Below are 21,201 nucleotides of genomic sequence, written 5' to 3'. Positions count from 1 at the left end.
CATGCACACAAAGTAACTCAGCGTCCAGTTTTAATGCGTGTGCGTCAGAAAATGAAAAAAGTGGATTTCACCTCTTGCCAAGCCCCGGCGAATAGCGATATGTCGCGTCCCACGGCGGGTGATTAGCTCAGTTGGTAGAGCGCTTCGTTTACACCGAAGATGTCGGGAGTTCGAGTCTCTCATCACCCACCATTCCTTCCCCAAAGCATCGTATGTGATCCCTACGCGGGGCATCTGTTTCCGGACGTCTTTGCGGTTCGTCATGCGCGGGCAGGGGGCATGTTTGGCCAGATTTCGCGCCAATGACCGGGGCATCAAAAAATAATTCGAAAACTGCAAAAGGCCGCTTGACGCCCCCGGTGGGTGCGAATAGAACGCCCAAACAGTCGCAAGACTGGCAGTGAGCGGTTGTAGCTCAGTTGGTTAGAGTACCGGCCTGTCACGCCGGGGGTCGCGGGTTCGAGCCCCGTCAACCGCGCCACCACTGCCCGAAAGAAGCCCCGCCCTTGGCGGGGTTTTTTCGTTGTTGGGGTGTCGAAATGCCGCCCTCATCAGCGCCGAAACTTTTTCCCCAGAAACCGCATTTTTCCCCATTGACCCCCCGCGGGCCTCGGGCTATTCCCACCGCTACGCGCGGTTGTAGCTCAGTTGGTTAGAGTACCGGCCTGTCACGCCGGGGGTCGCGGGTTCGAGCCCCGTCAACCGCGCCACTTCACCACATTTCATAAAGTGATCTGGCCTGTTAGGGCAGGTGAACCCGTGTGGTGTAACCCTTTGGATCAGGAGACCCTTATGTCCTTCATCGACGAAATGCCCTTTTCCCTGATCCTTATTGCCTGCCTGACCTTGGGACTGGCCCCCTTCGCCCCACCGCATATTTGGGAGAAGCTGGTGATGCTGGCCTCTGGTACGCTGGTGAAGCCTGTCGATATCTTCGATTTGCTGCTGCACGGGGTGCCGTGGATCCTGTTGATTCTGAAACTGGCGCGCCTGAAGCGGGCATGAAAAAGCCCCGGAGCGCGGGTGCGTCCGGGGCTTTGGTGTGTTTCGCGATTTAAATTCGCTTAGGCCAGTTCGGCCAAGATCCTAGCCCAGCTGCGGATGCCCTTGTGGAAGCTCTGCAGGTCGTATTTCTCGTTCGGCGAGTGGATCTTGTCGTCGTCATTGGCAAATCCCACCAGCATGCTTTCCATGCCGAGGATCGACTTGAAATAGCCCGCGATCGGGATTGATCCGCCCATGCCCGCAAAGACAGCCTCGCGATTCCATTCGTCCGACAGCCCTTTCTGGGCGGCGCTGAATTCAGGGCGGGTGATGTCCATCACGGCGGCGGGCGAACCTTCCAGATCGTTGTCCCAGACCACTTTCATATCGGGCTTCAACTGCGCCTCGACATGGTCGCGCACGCGGTCGCGCAGCTTGTCAGGATCCATATCGCCCACAAGGCGGCAGGTGATCTTGCAGTGTGCTTCCGACGGAATCACGGTCTTCGAGCCGACGCCGTTATAGCCGCCCCAGATACCGTTCACTTCCAGCGTCGGGCGCGCCCATTGCTGTTCTAGGCACGAGCGGTCCTTTTCGCCGTGGCTCTGCGTGTAGCCCGCATTGTCCAGATAGGCTTTTTGATCGAAGCCCGAGTTTTCCCACGCTTCCAGCTGTTCCGTCGGGGTGTCATGGACGCCTTCATAGAATCCCTCGACCGCGACCTTACCGGTTTCGTCATCATAGAAACTGGCAACAATGCGGGACATTTCGCGCAGCGGGTTCAGGCCCGGACCGCCGTAGTGACCCGAGTGCAGATCGAGCGACGGCCCGACCAGTGTGAATTCGTCTTTCAGCATGCCGCGCAGCTGGCTGGCGATGGAGGGTACGCCGGGGCTGACCATCGAAGTGTCACAAATCAGCGCGATATCGGCGGTCAGCTCATCACGATTCTGTTCCATGAAGGGCACCAGCGACGGCGAACCTGATTCCTCTTCTCCTTCCAGGAAAATCGTCAGTTTCGCAGGGAGCGATCCATGCACTTCCTTCCAAGCGCGGCAGGCCTCGATGAAGGTCATCAACTGGCCCTTGTCGTCCGACGCGCCGCGGGCGCGGATGATCTTGCCATTGGGCGTGTCTTCGACAAACGGGGCGAAGGGGTCGTGGTCCCACTTATCCAGCGGATCGACGGGTTGCACATCATAGTGGCCATAGAATAGCAGGTGGCGATCCCCGTCGCCGCCATGCCCCACAACCATCGGATGGCCGGGGGTGTCGCGTCTATCCGCCTGAAAACCAATCGTTTTCAGATCATTTGCCAGCCAGTCAGCAGCGGTTACGCAGTGATCTGCAAAGGCAGGGTCAGTAGAAATCGACTGGATGCGCAAAAGCTCCATCAAACGGTCGAGGGCGTCGGGAAGGTCCGCATCAATGCGGTCCAGAACTTGATCAAGCGACATGTCTTGTCTCCGGTCTCGGGAAAATTTGGACCGAGCCTATCATTGCCAGTGCCACTGTCCAGATCGGATCCGATCTGAGCGCGGATTGGACGAGTTGTCGCGTCGGCTATGAAAACGCTTCCGTTTGAGGTGGATCAATGTAAAACCGCACCAAGTCCCTGATGATGGGCAAGCGAACAGGCGCGACATACGTTTTTTTGAATGTGTTTTGCGGGGGAATCCCTGTATAAGCTGCGCAGGGAACAGGATGAAACGGCCCGGGAGGGTAAATTGGACTACGAAAACAAGCTGGACGAGGCGCTGTCGCGCCTGCATGAGGAAGGGCGCTATCGCACCTTCATCGAGATTGAACGCCGCAAAGGGCAGTTTCCTCATGCCATGTGGACCAAGCCTGATGGCAGCGAAATGCCCGTCACCGTATGGTGCGGCAACGACTATCTGGGCATGGGTCAGCATCCGGTTGTTCTTGAAGCCATGCACGAAGCCATCGACGCCACCGGCGCTGGTTCGGGCGGTACGCGCAACATTTCGGGCACCACGGTCTATCACAAACGGCTTGAGGCCGAGCTGGCCGACCTGCACCGCAAGGAAGCCGCGCTGGTCTTTACCTCGGCCTACATCGCCAATGACGCAACCCTGTCGACGCTGCCCAAGCTGTTCCCCGGCCTGATCATCTATTCGGACGCGTTGAACCATGCCTCGATGATCGAGGGCGTGCGCCGCAATGGCGGTGCCAAGCGCATCTTCCGTCACAACGATGTCGCCCATCTGCGCGAGCTTTTGGAAGCCGACGATCCCGCCGCCCCGAAACTGATCGCCTTTGAAAGCGTCTATTCGATGGACGGTGATTTCGGCCCGATTGAAGAGATCTGCGATCTGGCCGACGAGTTTGGCGCGTTGACCTATATCGACGAAGTTCACGCGGTGGGCATGTACGGCCCGCGCGGAGCGGGGGTCACCGAGCGTGATAACCTCGCCCACCGGATCGACATCATCAACGGCACGCTGGCGAAAGCCTACGGCGTGATGGGCGGCTATATCGCCGCATCAGCCAAGATGTGTGACGCGGTGCGTTCTTATGCGCCCGGCTTCATCTTCACGACCTCTCTGCCGCCGTCGGTGGCAGCTGCGGCCGCGGCATCGGTTAAGCATCTAAAGACCGACCAGTCGCTGCGTGACCAGCACCAGACCCAAGCCAAGATCCTGAAGACCCGCCTGAAAGGGATGGGCCTGCCGATCATCGATCACGGCTCGCACATTGTGCCGGTGATCGTGGGGGATCCGGTGCACACGAAGCAGCTGTCGGATATGTTGTTGGAAAACTTCGGGATTTACGTCCAGCCGATCAACTTCCCGACGGTTCCTCGCGGCACAGAGCGCCTGCGGTTTACGCCGTCGCCGGTTCACGGCCCGGACGAAATGGACAAGCTTGTCCGCGCTCTGGACAGCCTGTGGTCGCATTGTGAGCTAAATCGTGCCGAACTGTCGGCCTAAGCCGAAAGTTAATATACACAATTTTGCGTGATGTGTTACTTTCCCTGCAGGGAAACGATGGACCACGAATCGTGTCCTAGGGACAAGAGGCATCAGGAGCAGTTGTATGATCGGGCGTTGGAGCACGTCACGGGTCGAGGATGAAGAACAACCTACGGGGTTCGATTCCTACGAGGTCCTGTTGGGCGATGTGATGCGCGGCGAACGTGCGACTCTTGGGAAGTCTCTTTTAGACGTTCAGCGCGAGCTGAAGATCAAAGCCAACTACATCGCAGCCATTGAAAACGCAGATCCCTCGGCCTTCGCGTCGCAGGGTTTCATTGCGGGCTACGTGCGCTCTTATGCGCGTTATCTGGGGCTTGATCCCGAATGGGCCTATTCGACCTTCTGTGCCGAGGCTGGCTTTGAAGTGGACCGCGGCCTGTCCAATGGGCTGGTCAGCGAGAAGAAGGCGCAGCGCACCTCTGAACACCGCGGAGATCCCCTGTCCAATCCAAACGCAACCTGGGTCCCCCAAAAGGAAAGCATTTTTGCCGGGATCGAGCCGGGCGCAATCGGATCAATTTCGATGTTGCTTCTGCTGATCGGTGGTCTGGGCTATGGCGGATGGGCCATGCTGAAGGAAGTCCAGCGGGTTGATTTTGCACCGATCGAACAGACGCCGGGTGTCTTGTCTGAGCTGCCTGAGCTGGAAAACGCTCCCCTTGCTGCCGACGGTGAAAACACCCAAGTCGCCGCCGCTGGCCTGACCGCGCCGCCGACTGTCGAGGCTCTGGATCGCCTCTATCGCCCGCAGGCGCTGGACGTGCCGGTTCTGACCCATCGCGACGCACCGATTTCAACGCTGAACCCGAATTCAGTTGGCGTTTTGGCTGGGCTTCAAACGCCTGAGCTTCCTGTCATCGAAGAAAGCTTCCCGGAAAGCGATACGCGCCTTGCCAGCGCAGCGCCGGTCGCAGGTAAAGTGCAGGTGCTTGGGGCAGATGCTGCAGATGTGGCTGTGTTTGCCGTTCGCCCGTCATGGGTTCGTATCCAGACTGCAGATGGCAGCGTGATCTTCGAAAAGATCCTCGACGCGGGCGAGACCTATGTCCTGCCGAAGACCGAACAGGCGCCGATTATGCGGTCGGGCAATGCAGGGTCGGTCTATTTTGCGGTAAACGGATCCGCTTATGGTCCTGCCGGTGATGGCGCAACAGTCGTTAAAAACATCGCCCTGTCTCAGGATGCGGTGCGTGAAAACTTTGCGCTTGCCGATCTTGAGGGTGACGCCGATCTGGCAACCGTCGTGGCCGAGCTGCAAGCCGCCGAATAATCACTTAATAGTCGATCTGTTCTCGCGCGTACCTTGTCGCAGGTACGAACGCGGGTTATCTGTCTGAGCAAGAGTAGCCAGCTGGAATTCTACACATGTCTCACAATCCCATTCGTCCGTGGCGTGACATCGAACGCCGGAAATCCCGGCAGATCATGGTGGGCAATGTGCCTGTAGGTGGTGGTGCGCCGATCGCGGTGCAGACCATGACCAACACAGACAGTTCGGACGTAAAGGCCACGCTGGGACAGGTGCTTGCCGCCGCAGAAGCGGGCGCTGATATCGTCCGCATCTCCTGCCCGGATGTGGGCTCGACCACTGCGCTGAAAGAGATCGTGGCCGAAAGTCCGGTCCCCATCGTGGCCGACATCCATTTCCACTACAAGCGCGCGATTGAGGCCGCTGAAGCAGGTGCTGCCTGCCTGCGGATCAACCCCGGAAATATCGGCGATGCTGGCCGCGTACGCGAAGTAATCAAGGCGGCCAAGGATCACGGCTGCTCGATCCGGATCGGGGTAAATGCGGGCTCGCTTGAGAAGCATCTGCTTGAAAAATATGGTGAGCCTTGCCCCGAGGCGATGGTGGAAAGCGGGCTCGAGCATATCCGAATTCTGGAAGACAACGATTTCCACGAATACAAGATCAGCGTGAAGGCCTCGGACGTGTTTCTGTCGGCCGCCGCCTATCATGGCATAGCCGAGGCCACCGATGCCCCCATCCATCTGGGGATTACCGAGGCAGGCGGGTTCGTGTCTGGCACGATAAAATCGGCCATCGGACTGGGCAACCTGCTGTGGGCCGGCATCGGTGACACGATCCGTGTCAGCCTGTCGGCGGATCCCGTCGAAGAGGTTAAAGTCGGCTACGAGATCCTGAAATCCCTTGGCCTGCGCCACCGGGGTGTCAACATCATCTCCTGCCCGTCCTGCGCGCGTCAGGGCTTTGACGTGATCAAGACTGTGGCCACGCTGGAAGAACGCCTTGCGCACATCCATACCCCGATGAGCTTGTCGATCATCGGCTGTGTCGTAAACGGCCCCGGTGAGGCGCTGATGACCGATGTAGGCTTTACCGGTGGTGGTGCTGGATCGGGCATGGTCTATGTCGCTGGCAAACAGGACCATAAGCTCGATAACGACAAAATGGTCGACCACATCGTAGAGCTGGTTGAGAAACGCGCCTCCGAGATCGAGGCGGAAGCGGCAGAATAGGGGGCGTTGCCCCCTCGAGCCTGCGGCCTCACCCCCAGGATATTTCTGGTAAGAAAATAAGAGTTTCTTAACCATATTCCTTCAGGGTGAAATGACGGTACAGGCGGGGACGCCGATGGCCGCGTAAGGAAATGAGACACTCGTTTCGGGGGGCTTCGTGCCCCCTTTTCATTTTCTTACTTCAAATATCCCGGGGAGCATGAATTTCCGAAGGGAAATCATGTGGGGGCAGAGCCCCTAACCGGCGCAGCCGGCCATCGCCTTGTTGGGCGCGAGGCACGGCCGAGCGCGCGTTTTATTCCGTTGGGATGATGTCCCGTATGGGAAAGCGCAGTCCGTCTTCTGTGATCAGGGTCAAGCGCGTGCCGTTCAGGACGATCAGATCACAGCGTGTGCTTCCAGTGACGAAAGTGGTGCAGGCGACACCATCCTCTTTCAGCTCATAGTGCCCAAGCCACGTGCCGCCTTCGCCGTAGGTGTAGGAGTATTCTCCATTCGCCGCGTAGACGGACCGCCCATTGTCGAAGAATACGAGAGTGCTCCCTACCAATTGGTCGCGCAGCTCTGATGTCGAGAGTGGCTGATCGCCCCCGCGCGTGTTCCAATCGCTTGCGGCGACAAGGGTGGGAAAGGCGCAAAGTATGATGGCTAAGGGGGGCAAACGCATGAGACGCTCCAGATACTTGTCGGGGAAGTCTAGCGTGCCATGCCATGACGTGCTGTCACGTTGCGGTGAAGGGCAGTGATCAGCCTTGGTTCAGGCGTGCTCGCCGTCCACCGCGCCGCTTGGTGAGGCTCGACTTGCGGGCCGGCAGGTCTTCCATGATGCGCGCGCGGTCTGCGTCGCTCATGCGGGACCAGCCACCGATTTCTTCAATCGTACGGTAGCAGCCAGTGCAGATCCGCGCCTCTGGGTGAACCACGCAGATCTTCACACAGGGGCTTGCGATTTCGTTACGTTTCCAGACGTCGTCTGTCATCACAGATGCCTCAACCGGTCCAATACACCTTGCAGGATATACCCTGCGGCCACATGGTCGATGACCTCGGCGCGACGTTTTCGAGACGTATCCGCCTCGAGCAGGGCGCGTTCGGCGGCCACGGTGGACAGGCGTTCGTCCCAAAAGCCGATGGGCAGGTCGGTCAGTTTCTCAAGATTGCGTGCAAAGGAACGGGTGGACTGGCAGCGCGGGCCTTCCGTTCCGTCCATATTGCGGGGCAGACCCAGCACCAGCCCACCCAATTGCCGACCCTTGGCGATCTCAAGCAGGCGTTCGGCGTCCAGCGTGAACTTCTTGCGCTTGATGGTTTCCAGCGGTGTGGCCACCTGACGGAAACTGTCCGAGACCGCGACGCCGATGGTTTTGGTTCCCAGATCCAGCCCGGCAAGGGCGGTCATGGGGGGCAGGGCGGTTGCGAACTCTTCGATGCTCTCACAGATCATTCCGCAATTCCCGCCTGTTGGGCAGCACGGGTCACGATGGTCAGGGCCTCGGGCTGGGTGGCAAAGACGGATTGCGCCTCGGCGTAGATCGCTGCGGCTTGTTCCGTCTCACCCACGACGCTGAGCGCCATGATCAGGCGGGCCCATTCCGCAGGCGTGCCGCCATAGGCTGCCAGCCGGTCGGAGAGGCGGGTGATCATGCTTTGGATCATCTCAGCCCGTTCTTCTTCCGACATATCTTCTGCCGCCTCAATATCATCGGCGCTGGGGCCGCTAAGGTTGCTTTCAGGGGCGGCGGGCGGAATGTAGTCTTCGCCCGCAAGGGCCGCGAGGTCACCGATCTGATCGCGGATGGCAGGCCACCATTCGGCGTCGGTCGGACCTTCTTCCAACAGGCGGCGCCACATGCGGAACGCCAGATCCGGGCGGCCGTTCTGGGCAAACATCAACCCGGTATAGAAACGGGCGAAGGCGTGGGTCGGATCGCGTTCCAAGGCTGCACGCAGCATGGCTTCGGCATCGGGCGAGACGAAGCCACCAGCGGCGTTGATCATCAGCTCCGCCTGACGTGCGTAGTCATCCGGTGTGGCGGTATCGCCTTTGATCTCAAGCAGTTGGCTCATGGCCTTGCGGGCGGCGACCATGTTGCCAAGCGCCGCTTCATGGGTCGCCAGAAGGTCCAGCCCACGCGGGTCGTCAGGGCGCCCTTCGACGGCTTTGCGCAGCCCGTCGACCAGTTCAAGATAATCGGCAGGCGCATCAATCGGAGGGCCTCCCCAGACCGGCATCTGGGCTTCGGCTTGTTCTTGCGAGGGGCGGTTCTGGCGCACCTCGTCACTGATCGCGATGCGCTTGGCGCGTCCGTAATCCGGTGCCCCCGGCACGCCGATGGTCCAGTACAGGCCAAAGCTGCCAGCCGCCAAAATAATGGCAATCAGGCCCATCGTGACGCGGGTCAAACCTTTGGGCGTGTCCTGCGCGACCTTACGGGCTTTCGCGGCTTTGTCTGCGTCCAGCAGGCGGCGCGAAATTTCGACACGGGCGCGGTCGGCATCTTCTTTTGACACGGTGCCCCGGGCAATATCGCGATCGAGTTCAGACAGTTGGTCGCGATAGACCTTCATGTCCGATGTCATTTCGGCTTCGTCCTTAGACGTGTCGCCGGAAGATGTCGCCAGCAAGCGCCGCGCCAGAACAAGGATGGTCGCCAAGGTGGCTGCGCCAATGATGGCCCAGAATGCCAAGTTATCCATGTATCCTCCGCGCGGCTTTGCAAACAGTAGCTCACCCCATGTAATGCGCCACGCGCCTTCGCAAAACCCCAGATCGTGGGCTGCGACAATCGGCATGCCGGAAAAGTGACGCGATTTGTGGATTATGTCGTCTTTTTCCGATCAAATGACGCTGATCTTGGATGGTGTCATGTCGCTTCGGCGTAAAACCGACACAAACCGAAAACCCAGACAGGGGAATCGCATGCGACGTTATTCGGCATTTGCCATTGCGCGGGAAGCTGCGCGCTATCACACCGGTTGGGAGCGGGCGTGGAAATCGCCCAAACCCAAGAAGAAGTACGATGTGGTGATCGTAGGGGCTGGGGGCCACGGGTTGGCCACGGCATTTTATTTGGGCAAGAATTTCGGGATCACCAATGTGGCGATCATCGAAAAGGGTTGGCTGGGCGGCGGGAACACGGGCCGTAACACCACCATCATTCGCTCGAACTACCTGCAGGATCCCTCGGCGGCGATCTATGAAAAGGCGCGTTCTCTGTACGAGACGATGTCGCAGGATCTGAACTACAACGTCATGTTCTCGCCCCGCGGCGTCATGATGCTGGCCCAGACCGAGCACGAGGTGCGCGGATATGAGCGCACGGCGCACGCCAACGCGCTGCAGGGGGTAAAGACCGAGTTCATTTCGCCCCAGCGCGTGAAAGAACTGGTACCGATTATGAACATCAACGGTCCGCGCTATCCCGTTCTGGGCGCGCTGTGGCAGGAGCGTGCAGGTACCGCGCGTCACGATGCGGTCGCATGGGGCTATGCCCGTGCCTGTTCCGATATGGGCATGGACATCATCCAGAAATGCGAAGTGACTGGCGTGCGTCAAGAAAACGGCGTTGTCACCGGCGTCGACACCACGCTGGGTCAGATCGATTGCGACAAGCTGGCAATGGTTGTCGCGGGCAACGCAGGTCACCTGGCCGAGATGGCAGGCTTCCGTCTGCCGATGGAAAGTGTGGCCCTGCAAGCGCTGGTGTCCGAGCCGATCAAGCCCTGCATCGACGTGGTCGTCATGGCCAACACCGTGCACGGCTATATGTCCCAGTCGGACAAAGGCGAGCTGGTCATCGGCGGCGGCACCGACGGGTTCAACAACTACACCCAGCGCGGATCGTTCCACCACGTGGAAGAGACCGTGCGTGCACTGGTCGAGACCTTCCCGATCATCTCGCGCCTGAAAATGCTGCGCCAATGGGGTGGCATCGTGGACGTGACCGGCGACCGCTCGCCCATCATCGGCAAGACGCCTTTGGGCAACTGCTTCATCAACTGCGGTTGGGGCACCGGCGGCTTCAAATCCATCCCCGGATCGGGCTGGGCCATGGCCGAGACCGTCGCCAAAGGCGAACCCGGTTCACTGGCCGGCGAGTTTGGCCTGAACCGCTTCACCGAAGGACGCTTCATTGACGAAAGCGTGGCTGCGGGGGTGGCTCACTGATGGCACTGACAACCGTACTTCAATCTTTCCGCGCGGCGCAATCGCGTAACTTGATGAAAGGAGCTGCAAAATGCTGATCCTTGAATGTCCATACTGCGGCGTGATGGCCGATGAAACGGACCTGCATGGCGGTGGCGAAGCGCATCTGAAGCGTTTTGGCCCCGGATCAAGCGATGACGAGTTCGAGACCTATCTGTTCCACCGCAAGAACCCGAAAGGCGTTCACTTTGAGCGCTGGCGGCATGTCTCGGGTTGCGGCAAGTGGTTCCACGCGGCGCGCAACACCATGACGCTCGAGGTTTATGGCACCTATCCGGCCCAGACCTATGAGCCGCCGAAAGAGCTGGTCGCCAAGATCAAGAAGAAACATCCTGAGTGGGGGGGCTACGAATGAGCACCCGTCTGGCAAATGGCGGTCGCCTGATCGACCGTTCGAAACCGAAAAACTTCACCTTCAACGGCAAACGCATGAAGGGCTACGAGGGCGACACACTGGCCGCAGCACTTCTGGGCGAAGACCAGATGCTGATGGGCCGGTCGTTCAAATACCACCGTCCGCGTGGCGTTGTGGCCTCGGGCGCGGAAGAGCCGAATGCTCTGGTCAATCTGGGGCAGGGCGAGCGCTTTGAACCCAACCAGCGCGTCACCACGACCGAGCTGTTTGACGGTCTGACCTGCACCTCGCAAAACCACTGGCCGAGCCTCGAGTTCGACGTGGGCGTGGTGAACAACTATGCGTCGCGCTTCCTGCCGGCTGGTTTCTATTACAAGACCTTCATGGCCCCCGCGGCGGCGTGGAAACACGTGTTCGAGCCGATCATCCGTAAATCCGCCGGTCTGGGCCAAGTCCCGACCGAGGCCGATGCGGACCGTTACGAGCACTATTACCACCACACCGATGTTGTGATCATCGGTGGCGGTGTGGCCGGTCTGGCGTCGGCTCTGGCTGCTGGCCGGTCGGGTGCGAAAGTGCTGGTGATGGAGCAAACCCATCACTGGGGTGGCCGTGCAGCAGTTGATGGTGGCGAGATCGACGGTCAGTCGGTTGACGCGTGGATCGACGCAACTCTGGCCGAGCTGGAAGGCATGGAGAATGTCACCCTGCGCACCCGCATGATGGCCTCGGGCGTTTATGACCACGGCTATGTGCTGGGATACGAGCGTGTGGCAGATCATACGCCGGGCGACGGGCGTCCGCGTCATCGTTTGTGGCGCATCCGCACCAAGCAGATCGTGACCGCTACCGGAGCCATCGAACGTCCGCTGTCCTTCGCAGGAAACGACATTCCCGGCGTCATGCTGGCCTCGGCCGTGCGCGATTACGTGGTGAACTGGGGCGTGTCGATTGGCGACCGCACTGTGGTCGTGACCAACAATGACGACGGCTATCGCACCGCGCTGACACTGAAAGAGGCCGGGCTGGAAGTGCCCGTCGTTCTGGACGCCCGCGCGGAAGCCACCGGCCCGCTGGCCGAAGCGGCCCGTGCTGCTGGCATCCGCGTTGAGGCTGGCAAAGCCATCGCCAAAGTGCATGGCGGCAAGCGCGTCACCGGCGTGTCGGTCTGCTTGCAGGCGGGCGAAGGCTCGGCCTTGGAAGAGATCAAATGCGACGCGGTGGCCATGTCCGGCGGCTGGTCCCCGGTCGTGCACATGTGGTCGCATTGCGGCGGCAAGCTGATCTGGGACGAGGCGCAGGCGCATTTCCGTCCCGATCCGAACCGCGCACCGACCAGCCATGACGGCGAAGCGTTTGTTGTGACCGCAGGCACGGCCTCGGGCGCGATGTCGCTGGCCGACACGCTGGAAGACGCCTATGCGGCCGGTAAGGCTGCGGGCAAAGCGGCAGGTGGCAAGGCCATCCGCAAGGCTGGCCCGAAAGCCGACGCTGAAAGCGAACAGCCGATGGCACCGGTTTGGATCATGCCGCAGGGCGCAGGTCCGAAGAAGCGCATGAAAATGTGGCTGGACTATCAGAATGACGTTAAGGTTTCCGACGTTCAGCTGGCTGCGCGTGAAGGCTATGAAAGTGTCGAGCACACCAAGCGTTACACCACGCTGGGTATGGCGACCGATCAGGGTAAGCTGTCGAATATCAACGGCTTGGCAGTGCTTTCGGATGCTCTGGATCAAGAGATCCCGACCACCGGCACCACCACCTTCCGCCCGCCTTATACGCCGATCAGCTTCGGTGCGATCGCTGGCGAAGCCCGCCATGAAATCTTCCAGCCGATCCGTCGCACGCCGATGCATCAGTGGCACGAAGATGCGGGTGCCTACATGGAGCCCGTCGGTCACTGGCGGCGCCCTTACTGCTATGCCAAACCGGGCGAAACCAACGAACAGGCCGTGCATCGCGAGGTGCTGAATACCCGCGAAAACCTTGGTCTGTTGGACGCATCCACGCTGGGTAAGCTAATCGTGAAAGGCCCCGACGCGGGCAAGTTCATGGACATGATGTACACCAACATGATGTCGAACCTGGCCGTTGGGAAATGCCGCTATGGTCTGATGTGCTCGGAAAACGGGTTCCTGTCGGATGACGGCGTTGTTGCGCGGATCGACGAGGAAACATGGCTCTGCCACACGACCTCGGGCGGTGCTGACCGCATCCACGCGTGGATGGAGGAATGGCTGCAGACCGAATGGTGGGACTGGAAAGTCTATGTCGCCAACGTGACCGAGCAGCTGGCGCAGGTCGCCGTGGTTGGTCCCAACGCCCGCAAAGTGCTTGAGAAGCTCAATGCACAAGCCGGTGGTGGTATGGATCTGTCGGCCGAAGCACTGCCCTTCATGCAGTGGGCTGACGGCAAGATCGGTGACTTCGACGCGCGCGCCTACCGCATCTCGTTCTCGGGCGAGCTGTCCTACGAGATCGCCGTTCCGGCGTCGCAGGGCCGCGCCTTCTGGGATGCTCTTCTGGAGGCCGGTGAAGAGTTCGGCGTGATGCCCTATGGCACTGAATGTCTGCACATCATGCGCGCCGAGAAGGGCTTTATCATGATCGGCGACGAGACCGACGGCACCGTGATCCCGCAGGATCTGGGGCTGAACTGGGCGATTTCCAAGAAGAAGGAAGACTTCCTTGGTAAACGCGCGCAAGAGCGTAGCCACATGACCGATCCCGAACGCTGGAAGCTGGTGGGTCTGGAAACGCTGGACGGGTCCGTCCTGCCGGATGGTGCTTACGCAGTGGGCGAGGGCAACAATGTCCACGGCCAGCGCAACATGATCGGGCGCGTGACCTCGACCTATTATTCGCCGACGCTGAAAAAAGGTATCGCGATGGGTCTGGTCAAGCATGGTCCTGACCGTATGGGCGAAGTCATCGACTTCCCCACGGTGGATGGCTCGAACACGGTGATCAAGGCGCGGATCTGTGATCCGGTCTTCTATGACAAAGAGGGAGCGAAGCAAAATGTCTAACGCAGTTTCCGCACTCCAAGGCGCGTCGTTTGACGGCTATTGCAAAGTCGAAGAGGCCGGCCTGACTGGCATGATCACCCTGCGCGGAGATCTGGCCTCGAAAGGTGTTGCCAAGGCGGTGAAAGCCGTCACGGGCGCCGCTATGCCGGGTCAGGGCGAAGTGACCGAAGGGGACAAAGGCCGTGTGGGCTGGATGTCGCCGGACGAGCTTTTGCTGATCGTCGATCACGCCGAAGCGCCCGCCATTGTCGACGCCGCGACCGCATCGCTGGGCGACGAGCATTCGCTGGTGGTTAATGTCTCGGACGCGCGGGCCGTGTACCGTGTGAAGGGCGCTGCCTGCCGCGAGATCATCGCCAAGCTTGCACCGGCCGATACCTCGGTCATGCAGCCCGGCATGCTGCGCCGTACCCGCATCGCACAGGTCCCGGCCGCTTTCTATCTGGAAGATGACGAGACCGCAGTCGTGGTCTGCTTCCGGTCGGTTGCCCAATACGCGTTCGATCTGCTGAAAGACGCGGCCCAGCCGGGTGGCGAGGTCGGAGTGCTCTGACCGGTCCACCCTTAGGTGACCTTGCGTGCCACGCCGGCACGCACATTTAAGACCATTCGCGTCCTGCCGCTAGAATTGGCGCGGGGCGCGTTTCTTTTTGGAGGGCAGGTGGATAAAGCCTGCCTTTCCTCCTTTTTTATGCAAGAGAGATCGTCTCCCTTATTTTGAAAAATTAGAATATAAATCTCTGTATGATTGTGCTTCGATTCCGATAGTGCGATGTATTCGCAGATGTTTTTTTTGAAAGGATCGATTCACAATGAAAAATCTAGTTGCACCACTGTTTGGCCTGATGCTGGCCGCTTCAGCGTTTCCTGCATTTGCCGAGACGTATGACTGTTCGGTGGATGAAGCGCAGAGTGGGAACAATAAGGGAATCCCGCCCCATATCATCGTCACGCATAAAGATGGCAAGGCGACGGTCATTGATGGCTTGATCCAAACCATTGTCGGCAAGCCCATTCCCGCAAAAATTGCCGTCAACAACAGCAAGCGCATTACGTTTTCGTGGACGATGTCACAGGTGAAGGGCGAGACGGGCAATGGTGGACCCAAAAGGAACGGCAACCTAGTGTACCGGCTGACCTATCAAAAAGGCAGCGGCAAGACGACGGTATCCATGAAGCCAGTGGGCTATGCCAATACCTTCCGCGCCAAGGGGGGATGTGTCGTAACTCCATAAAGTTTGGAGTTAGGGGGACTGTCCCTCTTGACCTTTCCCCACCTGCTGCCCCATCTAAAGGCAACAGAAACACGCATTGAACAGGGGGCCCAAAATGGCTTTTGAACTTCCCGATCTTCCTTACGCCCACGACGCTCTGGCCGAGTTCGGCATGTCGGCTGAAACCATGGAGTTTCACCACGACCTGCACCACAAAGCTTATGTCGACAACGGCAACAAGCTGATTGCTGGCACCGAGTGGGAGGGCAAGACCCTCGAAGCGATCATCGTTGGCACCTATGACGACAAAGCTGTCGCGCAGAACGGTATCTTCAACAACATCTCGCAGCTGTGGAACCACAACCAGTTCTGGGAAATGATGGGCCCGGGCAAGGTTGCCATGCCGGGTGAACTGGAAAAAGCGATCACCGAAAGCTTCGGTTCGGTTGACGAATTCAAGTCGCAGTTCTCGGCTGCCGGCGCTGGTCAGTTCGGTTCGGGCTGGGCTTGGCTGGTGAAGAACGCTGACGGTTCGCTGGCAGTGACCAAGACCGAAAACGGCGTGAACCCGCTGTGCTTCGGTCAGACCGCACTGCTGGGCTGTGACGTGTGGGAGCACTCGTACTACATCGACTTCCGCAACAAGCGTCCGGCCTACCTGTCGAACTTCCTCGACAACCTGGTGAACTGGGAAAACGTGGCCTCGCGCCTGTAACCCAAACGGGCGTGATGCCCGAGATCACAAGATTAGATGCGGCTGCCCCTTGGGTGGCCGCTTTTTTTGTGCAAAGTCTTCCGGGAAGGGCAGGAGGGCCGCATGAGCGACACAACCAAGGGCGTCATCGCCATCATCGTGGCCTGCACTGTCTGGGGGCTGTCGCCGTTGTATTACTATGCGCTAGCCCATGTGCCGCCGCTGGAGCTGCTCAGCCATCGTACGCTTTGGTCACTGGTGCTTCTGGGGCTTTATCTGGCGCTGCAAGGGCGGTTGAAAGAGCTGCCTGCGTTTATGACCGGCCGCACAGCGCTTTTGGTGTTGCTGGCTGCGGTGATGATCTCGGTCAACTGGGGCGGGTTTATCTTGTCAGTGCAGGTCGGGATGGTGGTCGAGGCCAGCCTTGGTTACTTCATCTTCCCGCTGATCATGGCGACGCTGGGTATGCTGTTCTTTGCTGAAGGCCTGTCCGCCAGCAAGCTGACGGCTGTGCTTTTGGCGACCGGAGCGGTCCTGACCCTGACCATCGGGCTAGGCGTTGCACCGTGGTTGGCGCTGCTTTTGGGCGGCACGTTCGCGACGTATAGCGTGATCAAGAAACTGATCGCGGCCGGCCCCGTGGTCACGGTGGTGGCCGAAGTGCTGTTCTTGGCACCGCTTGCGCTGATCTGGCTGTGGGGCACGCATACCCAAGGCTGGGAAGGGATCGTGGGTCGTAATGGCTCTGTGTTCGGCTCGGATTTTGTCTCCAGCGCGATGCTGATCGGATCTGGCCTTCTGACGGGTGGTCCGCTGATGCTGTTCAGCTATGCCTCGCGCCGCCTGAAACTGTCGACCGTCGGTGTGGTGCAATACCTGAACCCCAGCCTTCAGTTCCTCTGCGCGGTCGCCATTCTGGGTGAAACGATCACCATCTGGCACATGATCGCCTTCCCCTTGATTTGGGCGGCGTTGGCGATCTATTCGGCTGGCGCCTATCGTCAGGACAGGGCAGCACGCAAAGCGGCGACTGCCTGATCCACATCATCCACGACGGTGACAAAGCCCTTCAGGCTGTCCTCGGCAAAGCCCTGATTGATAACGTGATCCAGCAGCCCGATCAGCGGATCCCAGAACCCGTTCACGTTCAGCAGCAGGATGGGTTTCTTGTGCAGGCCCAGCTGACGCCACGTCAGGATCTCGAAAAACTCGTCCAGCGATCCAGCACCCCCGGGCAGCACCACCACCGCGTCCGAGTTCATGAACATCACCTTTTTACGCTCGTGCATATTCTCGGTCACGATGAAGCTGGTAAGATCACGCTTGCCGACTTCCCAGTTCAAAAGGTGCTCGGGGATGACACCAAAGGTGTTGGCACCTGCAACCTGCGCTGCCTTGGCGACTTCCCCCATCAGCCCCACATCTCCGGCCCCATAAACCAGCCGCCAGCTATTGTCGGCCAGCGCTTTACCCAAGCCTTCCGCACTGGCGCGATAAGCGGGGTCATTCCCCATGCGAGAGCCGCAGTAAACGCAGATCGAGGCTGTATGTTGTGTCATCAGGGTCTCCGGGTGCGAATATATCGGAATGATCTTTTGACCGGTGTTAGCGGTATTGTTAGGGTCGGGCAAGACAACGCGACAGTAAGATCGCAACAGGGGATGTAAATGGCTGAAAACTCAGGCGGCGCTGCGGGCGCTGGCAAGATTTGGATTGGTGTCGGGGCTGCTGTCATTGTGGCTGCGCTTGGATATTGCAGCTTTGATCAGCGTGCTCAGGCGCCGGTGTCCGATCCGGAGGATACACCACAAACCACCCAAGACGCCCCCGTTGTCGAACAGCCGGCTGCACCAACCGCCGAGGGGTCTACCGCCGAGGCCGAAACGGCCACCGATGCCGCACCGACCGAGCCCTCTGCGGCCCCCAAAGCGCCAGCCTTCGACGTCGTCCGTGTTGATCCCGAAGGGCGCGCTGTGGTCGCCGGACATGCCGCACCGGGTGCGACTGTAGAGCTATCGTTCAACGGCACCCCGATCGAAACGCTGACTGCGGATGACGCTGGCAATTTCGTGGCCTTGCTGGATCTGCAGGTCACAGAGCCCGGCCAATTGAGTCTACAGATGATGAATGACGCAGGCGAAGTGGTGGAAAATGCAGCTCCAGCACAGACCGTTCTGATCGAACCGCGCACGCCCGCACCGACCGTCGCGCCCGAGGCGCCCGAGGTTGCCAGCGCCGAGGACGCGCCTGCACAGCCCGCCGCTCCGGAAACACCTGCCGCCCCGGAAGCTCCCGCCGCACCGCGTGTTCTTTTGGCGGATAACGATGGGATCACCGTCCTGCAGGACGATGCGGGCGATCTAACGGTACAGAACGTCATCATCGACGCGATTTCCTATGATGATCAGGGCGAGGTTGCTTTGTCCGGCCGTGCCTCGGGGGGCGGAGCCTTGCGGGTCTATCTGGACAACGCGCCGATCAAAACCGCGCCTATTCCGCAAGACGGCCAATGGCGCCTGCCGCTGCCCGATGTCGCAGCGGGCATTTACACCTTGCGCGTGGACGAGCTTGCCCCCGATGGCACTGTCACGTCGCGCACGGAAACCCCGTTCAAACGCGAAGAGGTCGCACAAATCGCCGCCGCCACCGCCGCCGTGGACACCCGCGCCCGCGTCGAGGCCGTCACCGTGCAACCCGGCTCAACCCTTTGGGCCATCGCGCGTGATAACTTGGGGGAAGGGGTGCTCTACGTCCGTGTCTTTGAGGCAAACCGCGATCAGATCCGCGACCCGGACCTGATCTATCCCGGGCAGGTCTTCACGATCCCCGAGTAAGGCACTGCCCTCATTTTCTTGTTGAAAATACCTTGGGGTTCGAAGGCTTCCTGGAAACTGTCCGGGGGACAGTTTCGCCTGAGAACGGGCGGAGCCCAGGCCTGGGACGAGGGGCGACGCCCCTCTATACCTTCTGGGCGCGGGGCGCGATGCAGCCGGAAATCTCGGCAGCCCCAGCGCAGCAGTCGTTCAAAAGATAGGAAATGACACCCCCAAGGGCCGCCCGGTCCGCCGCATAGATCACATGCCGGCTTTCCTTGCGCGAGGTCAGAAGCCCTGCTTGCTCCAACTGCGACAAGTGAAATGACAGGCCCGAGGCGGATACCCCCAGCGTTTGCGCAATGTCACCGGCGCACAGCCCGTCATCGCCACGCGGAACCAGCAGGCGCACGATCTCAAGCCGCGTGTCATGGGCCATGGCAGACAGGGATTTCAGGACTCGACTCTGTTCCATAGTTCAAATATTGATGAAATATTGAAACGACGCAAGTCTGAACCTTGCGTCGCCCGAAGTTTCACAACAGTCAGGATCAGACGCTATGTCGCCCAGCCGCATCACCTCGACCGAGCTTCCAGACAACAATTGGCGCACCATCCGACGCGTCGCCCCTTATCTTTGGCCCGCCGAGCATCCGTGGGTGAAACGTCGCGTCGTGCTGGCCATGCTGGCGCTTCTGCTTTCCAAGATCGTCGCGGTGGCAACGCCGTGGTTCTATGGCTGGGCGGTGAACGAGCTGGCGGGCGACAGCACGGCGCCAGCCTATATGCTTGGGGCAGGGGCGGTCGGCCTGACCTTGGCCTATGGTATGGCGCGTCTGATGACCAACGGGTTCCAACAATTGCGAGACGCAATCTTTGCCCGCGTCGGCCAGCGCGCGTTGCGCCAACTGGCGCTGGAAACCTTCACCCACATTCACCGCCTGTCCATGCGCTATCACATCACGCGTAAAACCGGTGGCCTTAGCCGCATCATTGAACGCGGTGTGAAGGGCGTCGAGTTCCTGCTGCGCTTCATGCTCTTCTCAATGGGCCCTCTGATCCTTGAGCTTGGCCTGATCGCACTGATCCTGTTTGTAACCTTTGACGTGTGGTACCTTGCGGTCGTGGTGGTCACGATCTGGGCCTATGTCTGGTTCACCTTCAAAGTGACCGAATGGCGTGTGCGCATCCGCAAGGAAATGAACGATCAAGACACGGACGCCAACCAAAAGGCCATCGATAGCCTTCTGAACTTCGAAACCGTCAAATATTTCGGCGCCGAGAAACGCGAGGCCGAGCGTTATGACAGCGCGATGGCGGGCTACGAACAGGCCGCGTTGAAGACCTCGTACTCGCTGGCCTTCCTGAACTTTGGCCAGGCCTTCCTGATCACTGGCGGTTTGGTCGCGGTGATGGTTCTGGCAGCGATTGGGGTGCAGAATGGCCAGCTGACCGTCGGCGATTTCGTCATGGTTAACGCCTATATGATCCAGATCACCATGCCCCTGAACTTCCTTGGCACCGTCTATCGCGAAATCCGGCAGGCGCTGGTGGATATGAGCGAGATGTTCGACCTGCTGGAACAGCCCGCTGACGTGACCGACAAGCCCAATGCGTCCGAGATCACCGTGACCGGTGGGGCGCTGTCCTTCAACGATGTGCATTTCGGCTATGACGCCGCACGGCCCATTCTGAAAGGTGTGTCACTGGATGTGGGTGCGGGGAAAACTGTAGCCATCGTCGGCCCGTCCGGGTCGGGAAAATCCACCATCGGGCGGCTGTTGTTCCGCTTCTACGATGTGAATGGCGGGGGGCTGTCCATCGACGGGCAGGATGTACGCGATGTGACGCAGGACAGTCTGCATGCGCAGATTGGTGTGGTGCCGCAGGACACCGTTCTGTTCAACGACACAGTGCTTTACAACATCGCCTATGGCCGCCCCGAGGCCTCGCGTTCCGAAATCGAGGCCGCTGCCAAGGCCGCAAAAATCCACGACTTCATCATGGAACTGCCGGAAGGTTATGCGACGCAAGTGGGCGAACGCGGGCTCAAACTGTCGGGCGGTGAAAAGCAACGCGTCGGCATAGCGCGGACGCTTCTGAAGAACCCGCCGATCCTGCTGTTGGACGAGGCGACCTCGGCTTTGGACACTCAGACCGAGCGCGACATTCAGGACAGCCTGCGCGAGATGGGGCAGGGCCGCACGGTGATCACCATCGCGCACCGCCTGTCGACCATCGTGGACGCGGACGAAATCGTGGTGCTGGAAGCAGGCGTCATCGTCGAACAGGGCACGCATGACGCGCTATTGGAACATGGTGGCCGCTACGCCGCGATGTGGGCACGTCAAGCCAGCGAGGAAGAGCCGCAAGCTCTGGCGGGTTGATCCCAGTATCCAGAAACGAAAAAGGCGCGGTTTGCTCCGCG

Annotated in this window: 20 protein-coding genes and 3 tRNA genes; 16 read left to right on the top strand and 7 right to left on the bottom strand. The window is 59.8% G+C overall.

Annotated elements, in window-relative coordinates; translation table 11 throughout:
• The first annotated feature begins 116 nt into the window (after window positions 1-116).
• The 4 genes from Q0677_RS06150 to Q0677_RS06135 all read left to right on the top strand — a co-directional run bounded on the left by Q0677_RS06150 (window position 117) and on the right by Q0677_RS06135 (window position 1,005).
• Window positions 117-192: transfer RNA gene (locus tag Q0677_RS06150), tRNA-Val, on the top strand.
• A gap of 212 nt (window positions 193-404) precedes the next feature.
• A tRNA-Asp gene (locus Q0677_RS06145) sits at window positions 405-481 on the top strand.
• Between the two features lie 152 nt (window positions 482-633).
• Window positions 634-710 (top strand) — tRNA-Asp (locus tag Q0677_RS06140).
• Window positions 711-792: 82 nt separating this feature from the next.
• The gene (locus Q0677_RS06135; protein WP_298907168.1) at window positions 793-1,005 is read left to right on the top strand and encodes an RND transporter; all 213 of its coding nucleotides are present in this window, start codon (window positions 793-795) and stop codon (window positions 1,003-1,005) included.
• A gap of 59 nt (window positions 1,006-1,064) precedes the next feature.
• Here the strand turns inward: Q0677_RS06135 and Q0677_RS06130 are convergent, their stop codons facing one another.
• On the bottom strand, window positions 1,065-2,441 hold the full coding sequence (locus tag Q0677_RS06130; protein WP_298907165.1) for a M20/M25/M40 family metallo-hydrolase: 1,377 nt from the start codon (window positions 2,439-2,441) through the stop codon (window positions 1,065-1,067).
• 270 nt (window positions 2,442-2,711) lie between these two features.
• Between Q0677_RS06130 and hemA the strand changes: the two genes are divergently transcribed.
• The 3 genes from hemA (at window position 2,712) to ispG (ending at window position 6,461) form a co-directional block, all read left to right on the top strand.
• On the top strand, window positions 2,712-3,935 hold the full coding sequence (gene hemA, locus Q0677_RS06125) for a 5-aminolevulinate synthase (RefSeq protein ID WP_298907162.1): 1,224 nt from the start codon (window positions 2,712-2,714) through the stop codon (window positions 3,933-3,935).
• 106 nt (window positions 3,936-4,041) lie between these two features.
• Complete coding sequence (locus tag Q0677_RS06120) at window positions 4,042-5,250, top strand: helix-turn-helix domain-containing protein (protein ID WP_298907160.1); 1,209 nt, start codon at window positions 4,042-4,044, stop codon at window positions 5,248-5,250.
• A 95-nt stretch (window positions 5,251-5,345) separates the two neighbouring features.
• The gene (gene ispG, locus Q0677_RS06115; protein ID WP_298907158.1) at window positions 5,346-6,461 is read left to right on the top strand and encodes a flavodoxin-dependent (E)-4-hydroxy-3-methylbut-2-enyl-diphosphate synthase; all 1,116 of its coding nucleotides are present in this window, start codon (window positions 5,346-5,348) and stop codon (window positions 6,459-6,461) included.
• Between the two features lie 295 nt (window positions 6,462-6,756).
• Here the strand turns inward: ispG and Q0677_RS06110 are convergent, their stop codons facing one another.
• From Q0677_RS06110 to ccmI, 4 genes are all read right to left on the bottom strand, one after another.
• The gene (locus tag Q0677_RS06110; protein WP_298907155.1) at window positions 6,757-7,128 is read right to left on the bottom strand and encodes a hypothetical protein; all 372 of its coding nucleotides are present in this window, start codon (window positions 7,126-7,128) and stop codon (window positions 6,757-6,759) included.
• Window positions 7,129-7,207: 79 nt separating this feature from the next.
• Complete coding sequence (locus Q0677_RS06105; protein WP_298907153.1) at window positions 7,208-7,441, bottom strand: DUF1289 domain-containing protein; 234 nt, start codon at window positions 7,439-7,441, stop codon at window positions 7,208-7,210.
• Complete coding sequence (ruvX, locus tag Q0677_RS06100; RefSeq protein ID WP_298907151.1) at window positions 7,441-7,905, bottom strand: Holliday junction resolvase RuvX; 465 nt, start codon at window positions 7,903-7,905, stop codon at window positions 7,441-7,443. The genes Q0677_RS06105 and ruvX overlap by 1 nt, the downstream gene beginning before the upstream one ends.
• Window positions 7,902-9,158, bottom strand: a complete 1,257-nt coding sequence (ccmI, locus tag Q0677_RS06095; RefSeq protein WP_298907148.1) for a c-type cytochrome biogenesis protein CcmI — start codon at window positions 9,156-9,158, stop codon at window positions 7,902-7,904. Before ccmI ends, ruvX begins: the two co-directional genes overlap by 4 nt.
• Before the next feature lie 223 nt (window positions 9,159-9,381).
• Here ccmI and Q0677_RS06090 point away from each other — a divergent pair, with 223 nt between their 5' ends.
• The 7 genes from Q0677_RS06090 (at window position 9,382) to rarD (ending at window position 16,998) form a co-directional block, all read left to right on the top strand.
• Window positions 9,382-10,629 carry a sarcosine oxidase subunit beta family protein gene (locus tag Q0677_RS06090; RefSeq protein WP_298907146.1) on the top strand — a complete coding sequence of 416 codons (1,248 nt, stop codon included), beginning with the start codon at window positions 9,382-9,384 and terminating at the stop codon, window positions 10,627-10,629.
• 70 nt (window positions 10,630-10,699) lie between these two features.
• Entirely contained in the window at window positions 10,700-11,023 is a 324-nt protein-coding gene (locus Q0677_RS06085) for a sarcosine oxidase subunit delta (RefSeq protein WP_133486420.1), read from the top strand.
• Window positions 11,020-14,052 carry a sarcosine oxidase subunit alpha family protein gene (locus Q0677_RS06080; RefSeq protein WP_298907140.1) on the top strand — a complete coding sequence of 1,011 codons (3,033 nt, stop codon included), beginning with the start codon at window positions 11,020-11,022 and terminating at the stop codon, window positions 14,050-14,052. Before Q0677_RS06085 ends, Q0677_RS06080 begins: the two co-directional genes overlap by 4 nt.
• The gene (locus Q0677_RS06075) at window positions 14,045-14,605 is read left to right on the top strand and encodes a sarcosine oxidase subunit gamma (protein ID WP_298907137.1); all 561 of its coding nucleotides are present in this window, start codon (window positions 14,045-14,047) and stop codon (window positions 14,603-14,605) included. The genes Q0677_RS06080 and Q0677_RS06075 overlap by 8 nt, the downstream gene beginning before the upstream one ends.
• Window positions 14,606-14,864: 259 nt before the next feature.
• Window positions 14,865-15,287, top strand: a complete 423-nt coding sequence (locus tag Q0677_RS06070; protein WP_298907134.1) for a hypothetical protein — start codon at window positions 14,865-14,867, stop codon at window positions 15,285-15,287.
• Window positions 15,288-15,381: 94 nt separating this feature from the next.
• Window positions 15,382-15,981 (top strand): superoxide dismutase, encoded by a 600-nt coding sequence (locus Q0677_RS06065; protein ID WP_298907132.1) that lies wholly within the window; start codon window positions 15,382-15,384, stop codon window positions 15,979-15,981.
• Window positions 15,982-16,083: 102 nt separating this feature from the next.
• Complete coding sequence (gene rarD / locus Q0677_RS06060) at window positions 16,084-16,998, top strand: EamA family transporter RarD (RefSeq protein WP_298907130.1); 915 nt, start codon at window positions 16,084-16,086, stop codon at window positions 16,996-16,998.
• Here the strand turns inward: rarD and Q0677_RS06055 are convergent.
• Window positions 16,962-17,519, bottom strand: coding sequence for a TIGR00730 family Rossman fold protein (locus Q0677_RS06055; protein ID WP_298907128.1), 558 nt, complete (start codon window positions 17,517-17,519; stop codon window positions 16,962-16,964). The genes rarD and Q0677_RS06055 overlap by 37 nt on opposite strands.
• A 108-nt stretch (window positions 17,520-17,627) precedes the next feature.
• Here Q0677_RS06055 and Q0677_RS06050 point away from each other — a divergent pair, with 108 nt between their 5' ends.
• The gene (locus Q0677_RS06050) at window positions 17,628-18,794 is read left to right on the top strand and encodes a LysM peptidoglycan-binding domain-containing protein (RefSeq protein ID WP_298907126.1); all 1,167 of its coding nucleotides are present in this window, start codon (window positions 17,628-17,630) and stop codon (window positions 18,792-18,794) included.
• Window positions 18,795-18,918: 124 nt separating this feature from the next.
• Here the strand turns inward: Q0677_RS06050 and Q0677_RS06045 are convergent, their stop codons facing one another.
• Entirely contained in the window at window positions 18,919-19,248 is a 330-nt protein-coding gene (locus tag Q0677_RS06045; RefSeq protein ID WP_133486438.1) for a metalloregulator ArsR/SmtB family transcription factor, read from the bottom strand.
• 85 nt (window positions 19,249-19,333) lie between these two features.
• Here Q0677_RS06045 and Q0677_RS06040 point away from each other — a divergent pair, with 85 nt between their 5' ends.
• Window positions 19,334-21,160, top strand: coding sequence for an ABC transporter ATP-binding protein/permease (locus Q0677_RS06040; RefSeq protein ID WP_298907122.1), 1,827 nt, complete (start codon window positions 19,334-19,336; stop codon window positions 21,158-21,160).
• Window positions 21,161-21,201: the final 41 nt, after the last annotated feature.

The sequence above is a fragment of the uncultured Aliiroseovarius sp. genome, from assembly GCF_947492455.1.
Classification (GTDB): Bacteria; Pseudomonadota; Alphaproteobacteria; order Rhodobacterales; family Rhodobacteraceae; genus Aliiroseovarius.
The sequence above is the reverse complement of the archived record's forward strand: the minus strand, read 5'-3'. Positions and strand labels throughout refer to the sequence as shown.

Coding starts and splice junctions, on each gene's coding strand:
- Q0677_RS06040 (WP_298907122.1), top strand. CDS start 19,334: ATGTCGCCCAGCCGCATCACCTCGACCGAGCTTCCAGACAACAATTGG.
- Q0677_RS06045 (WP_133486438.1), bottom strand. CDS start 19,248: ATGGAACAGAGTCGAGTCCTGAAATCCCTGTCTGCCATGGCCCATGAC.
- Q0677_RS06065 (WP_298907132.1), top strand. CDS start 15,382: ATGGCTTTTGAACTTCCCGATCTTCCTTACGCCCACGACGCTCTGGCC.
- Q0677_RS06070 (WP_298907134.1), top strand. CDS start 14,865: ATGAAAAATCTAGTTGCACCACTGTTTGGCCTGATGCTGGCCGCTTCA.
- Q0677_RS06130 (WP_298907165.1), bottom strand. CDS start 2,441: ATGTCGCTTGATCAAGTTCTGGACCGCATTGATGCGGACCTTCCCGAC.
- rarD (WP_298907130.1), top strand. CDS start 16,084: ATGAGCGACACAACCAAGGGCGTCATCGCCATCATCGTGGCCTGCACT.
- Q0677_RS06120 (WP_298907160.1), top strand. CDS start 4,042: ATGATCGGGCGTTGGAGCACGTCACGGGTCGAGGATGAAGAACAACCT.
- Q0677_RS06090 (WP_298907146.1), top strand. CDS start 9,382: ATGCGACGTTATTCGGCATTTGCCATTGCGCGGGAAGCTGCGCGCTAT.
- Q0677_RS06110 (WP_298907155.1), bottom strand. CDS start 7,128: ATGCGTTTGCCCCCCTTAGCCATCATACTTTGCGCCTTTCCCACCCTT.
- Q0677_RS06075 (WP_298907137.1), top strand. CDS start 14,045: ATGTCTAACGCAGTTTCCGCACTCCAAGGCGCGTCGTTTGACGGCTAT.
- ccmI (WP_298907148.1), bottom strand. CDS start 9,158: ATGGATAACTTGGCATTCTGGGCCATCATTGGCGCAGCCACCTTGGCG.
- Q0677_RS06080 (WP_298907140.1), top strand. CDS start 11,020: ATGAGCACCCGTCTGGCAAATGGCGGTCGCCTGATCGACCGTTCGAAA.
- ispG (WP_298907158.1), top strand. CDS start 5,346: ATGTCTCACAATCCCATTCGTCCGTGGCGTGACATCGAACGCCGGAAA.
- ruvX (WP_298907151.1), bottom strand. CDS start 7,905: ATGATCTGTGAGAGCATCGAAGAGTTCGCAACCGCCCTGCCCCCCATG.
- Q0677_RS06085 (WP_133486420.1), top strand. CDS start 10,700: ATGCTGATCCTTGAATGTCCATACTGCGGCGTGATGGCCGATGAAACG.
- Q0677_RS06055 (WP_298907128.1), bottom strand. CDS start 17,519: ATGACACAACATACAGCCTCGATCTGCGTTTACTGCGGCTCTCGCATG.
- Q0677_RS06105 (WP_298907153.1), bottom strand. CDS start 7,441: ATGACAGACGACGTCTGGAAACGTAACGAAATCGCAAGCCCCTGTGTG.
- Q0677_RS06135 (WP_298907168.1), top strand. CDS start 793: ATGTCCTTCATCGACGAAATGCCCTTTTCCCTGATCCTTATTGCCTGC.
- Q0677_RS06050 (WP_298907126.1), top strand. CDS start 17,628: ATGGCTGAAAACTCAGGCGGCGCTGCGGGCGCTGGCAAGATTTGGATT.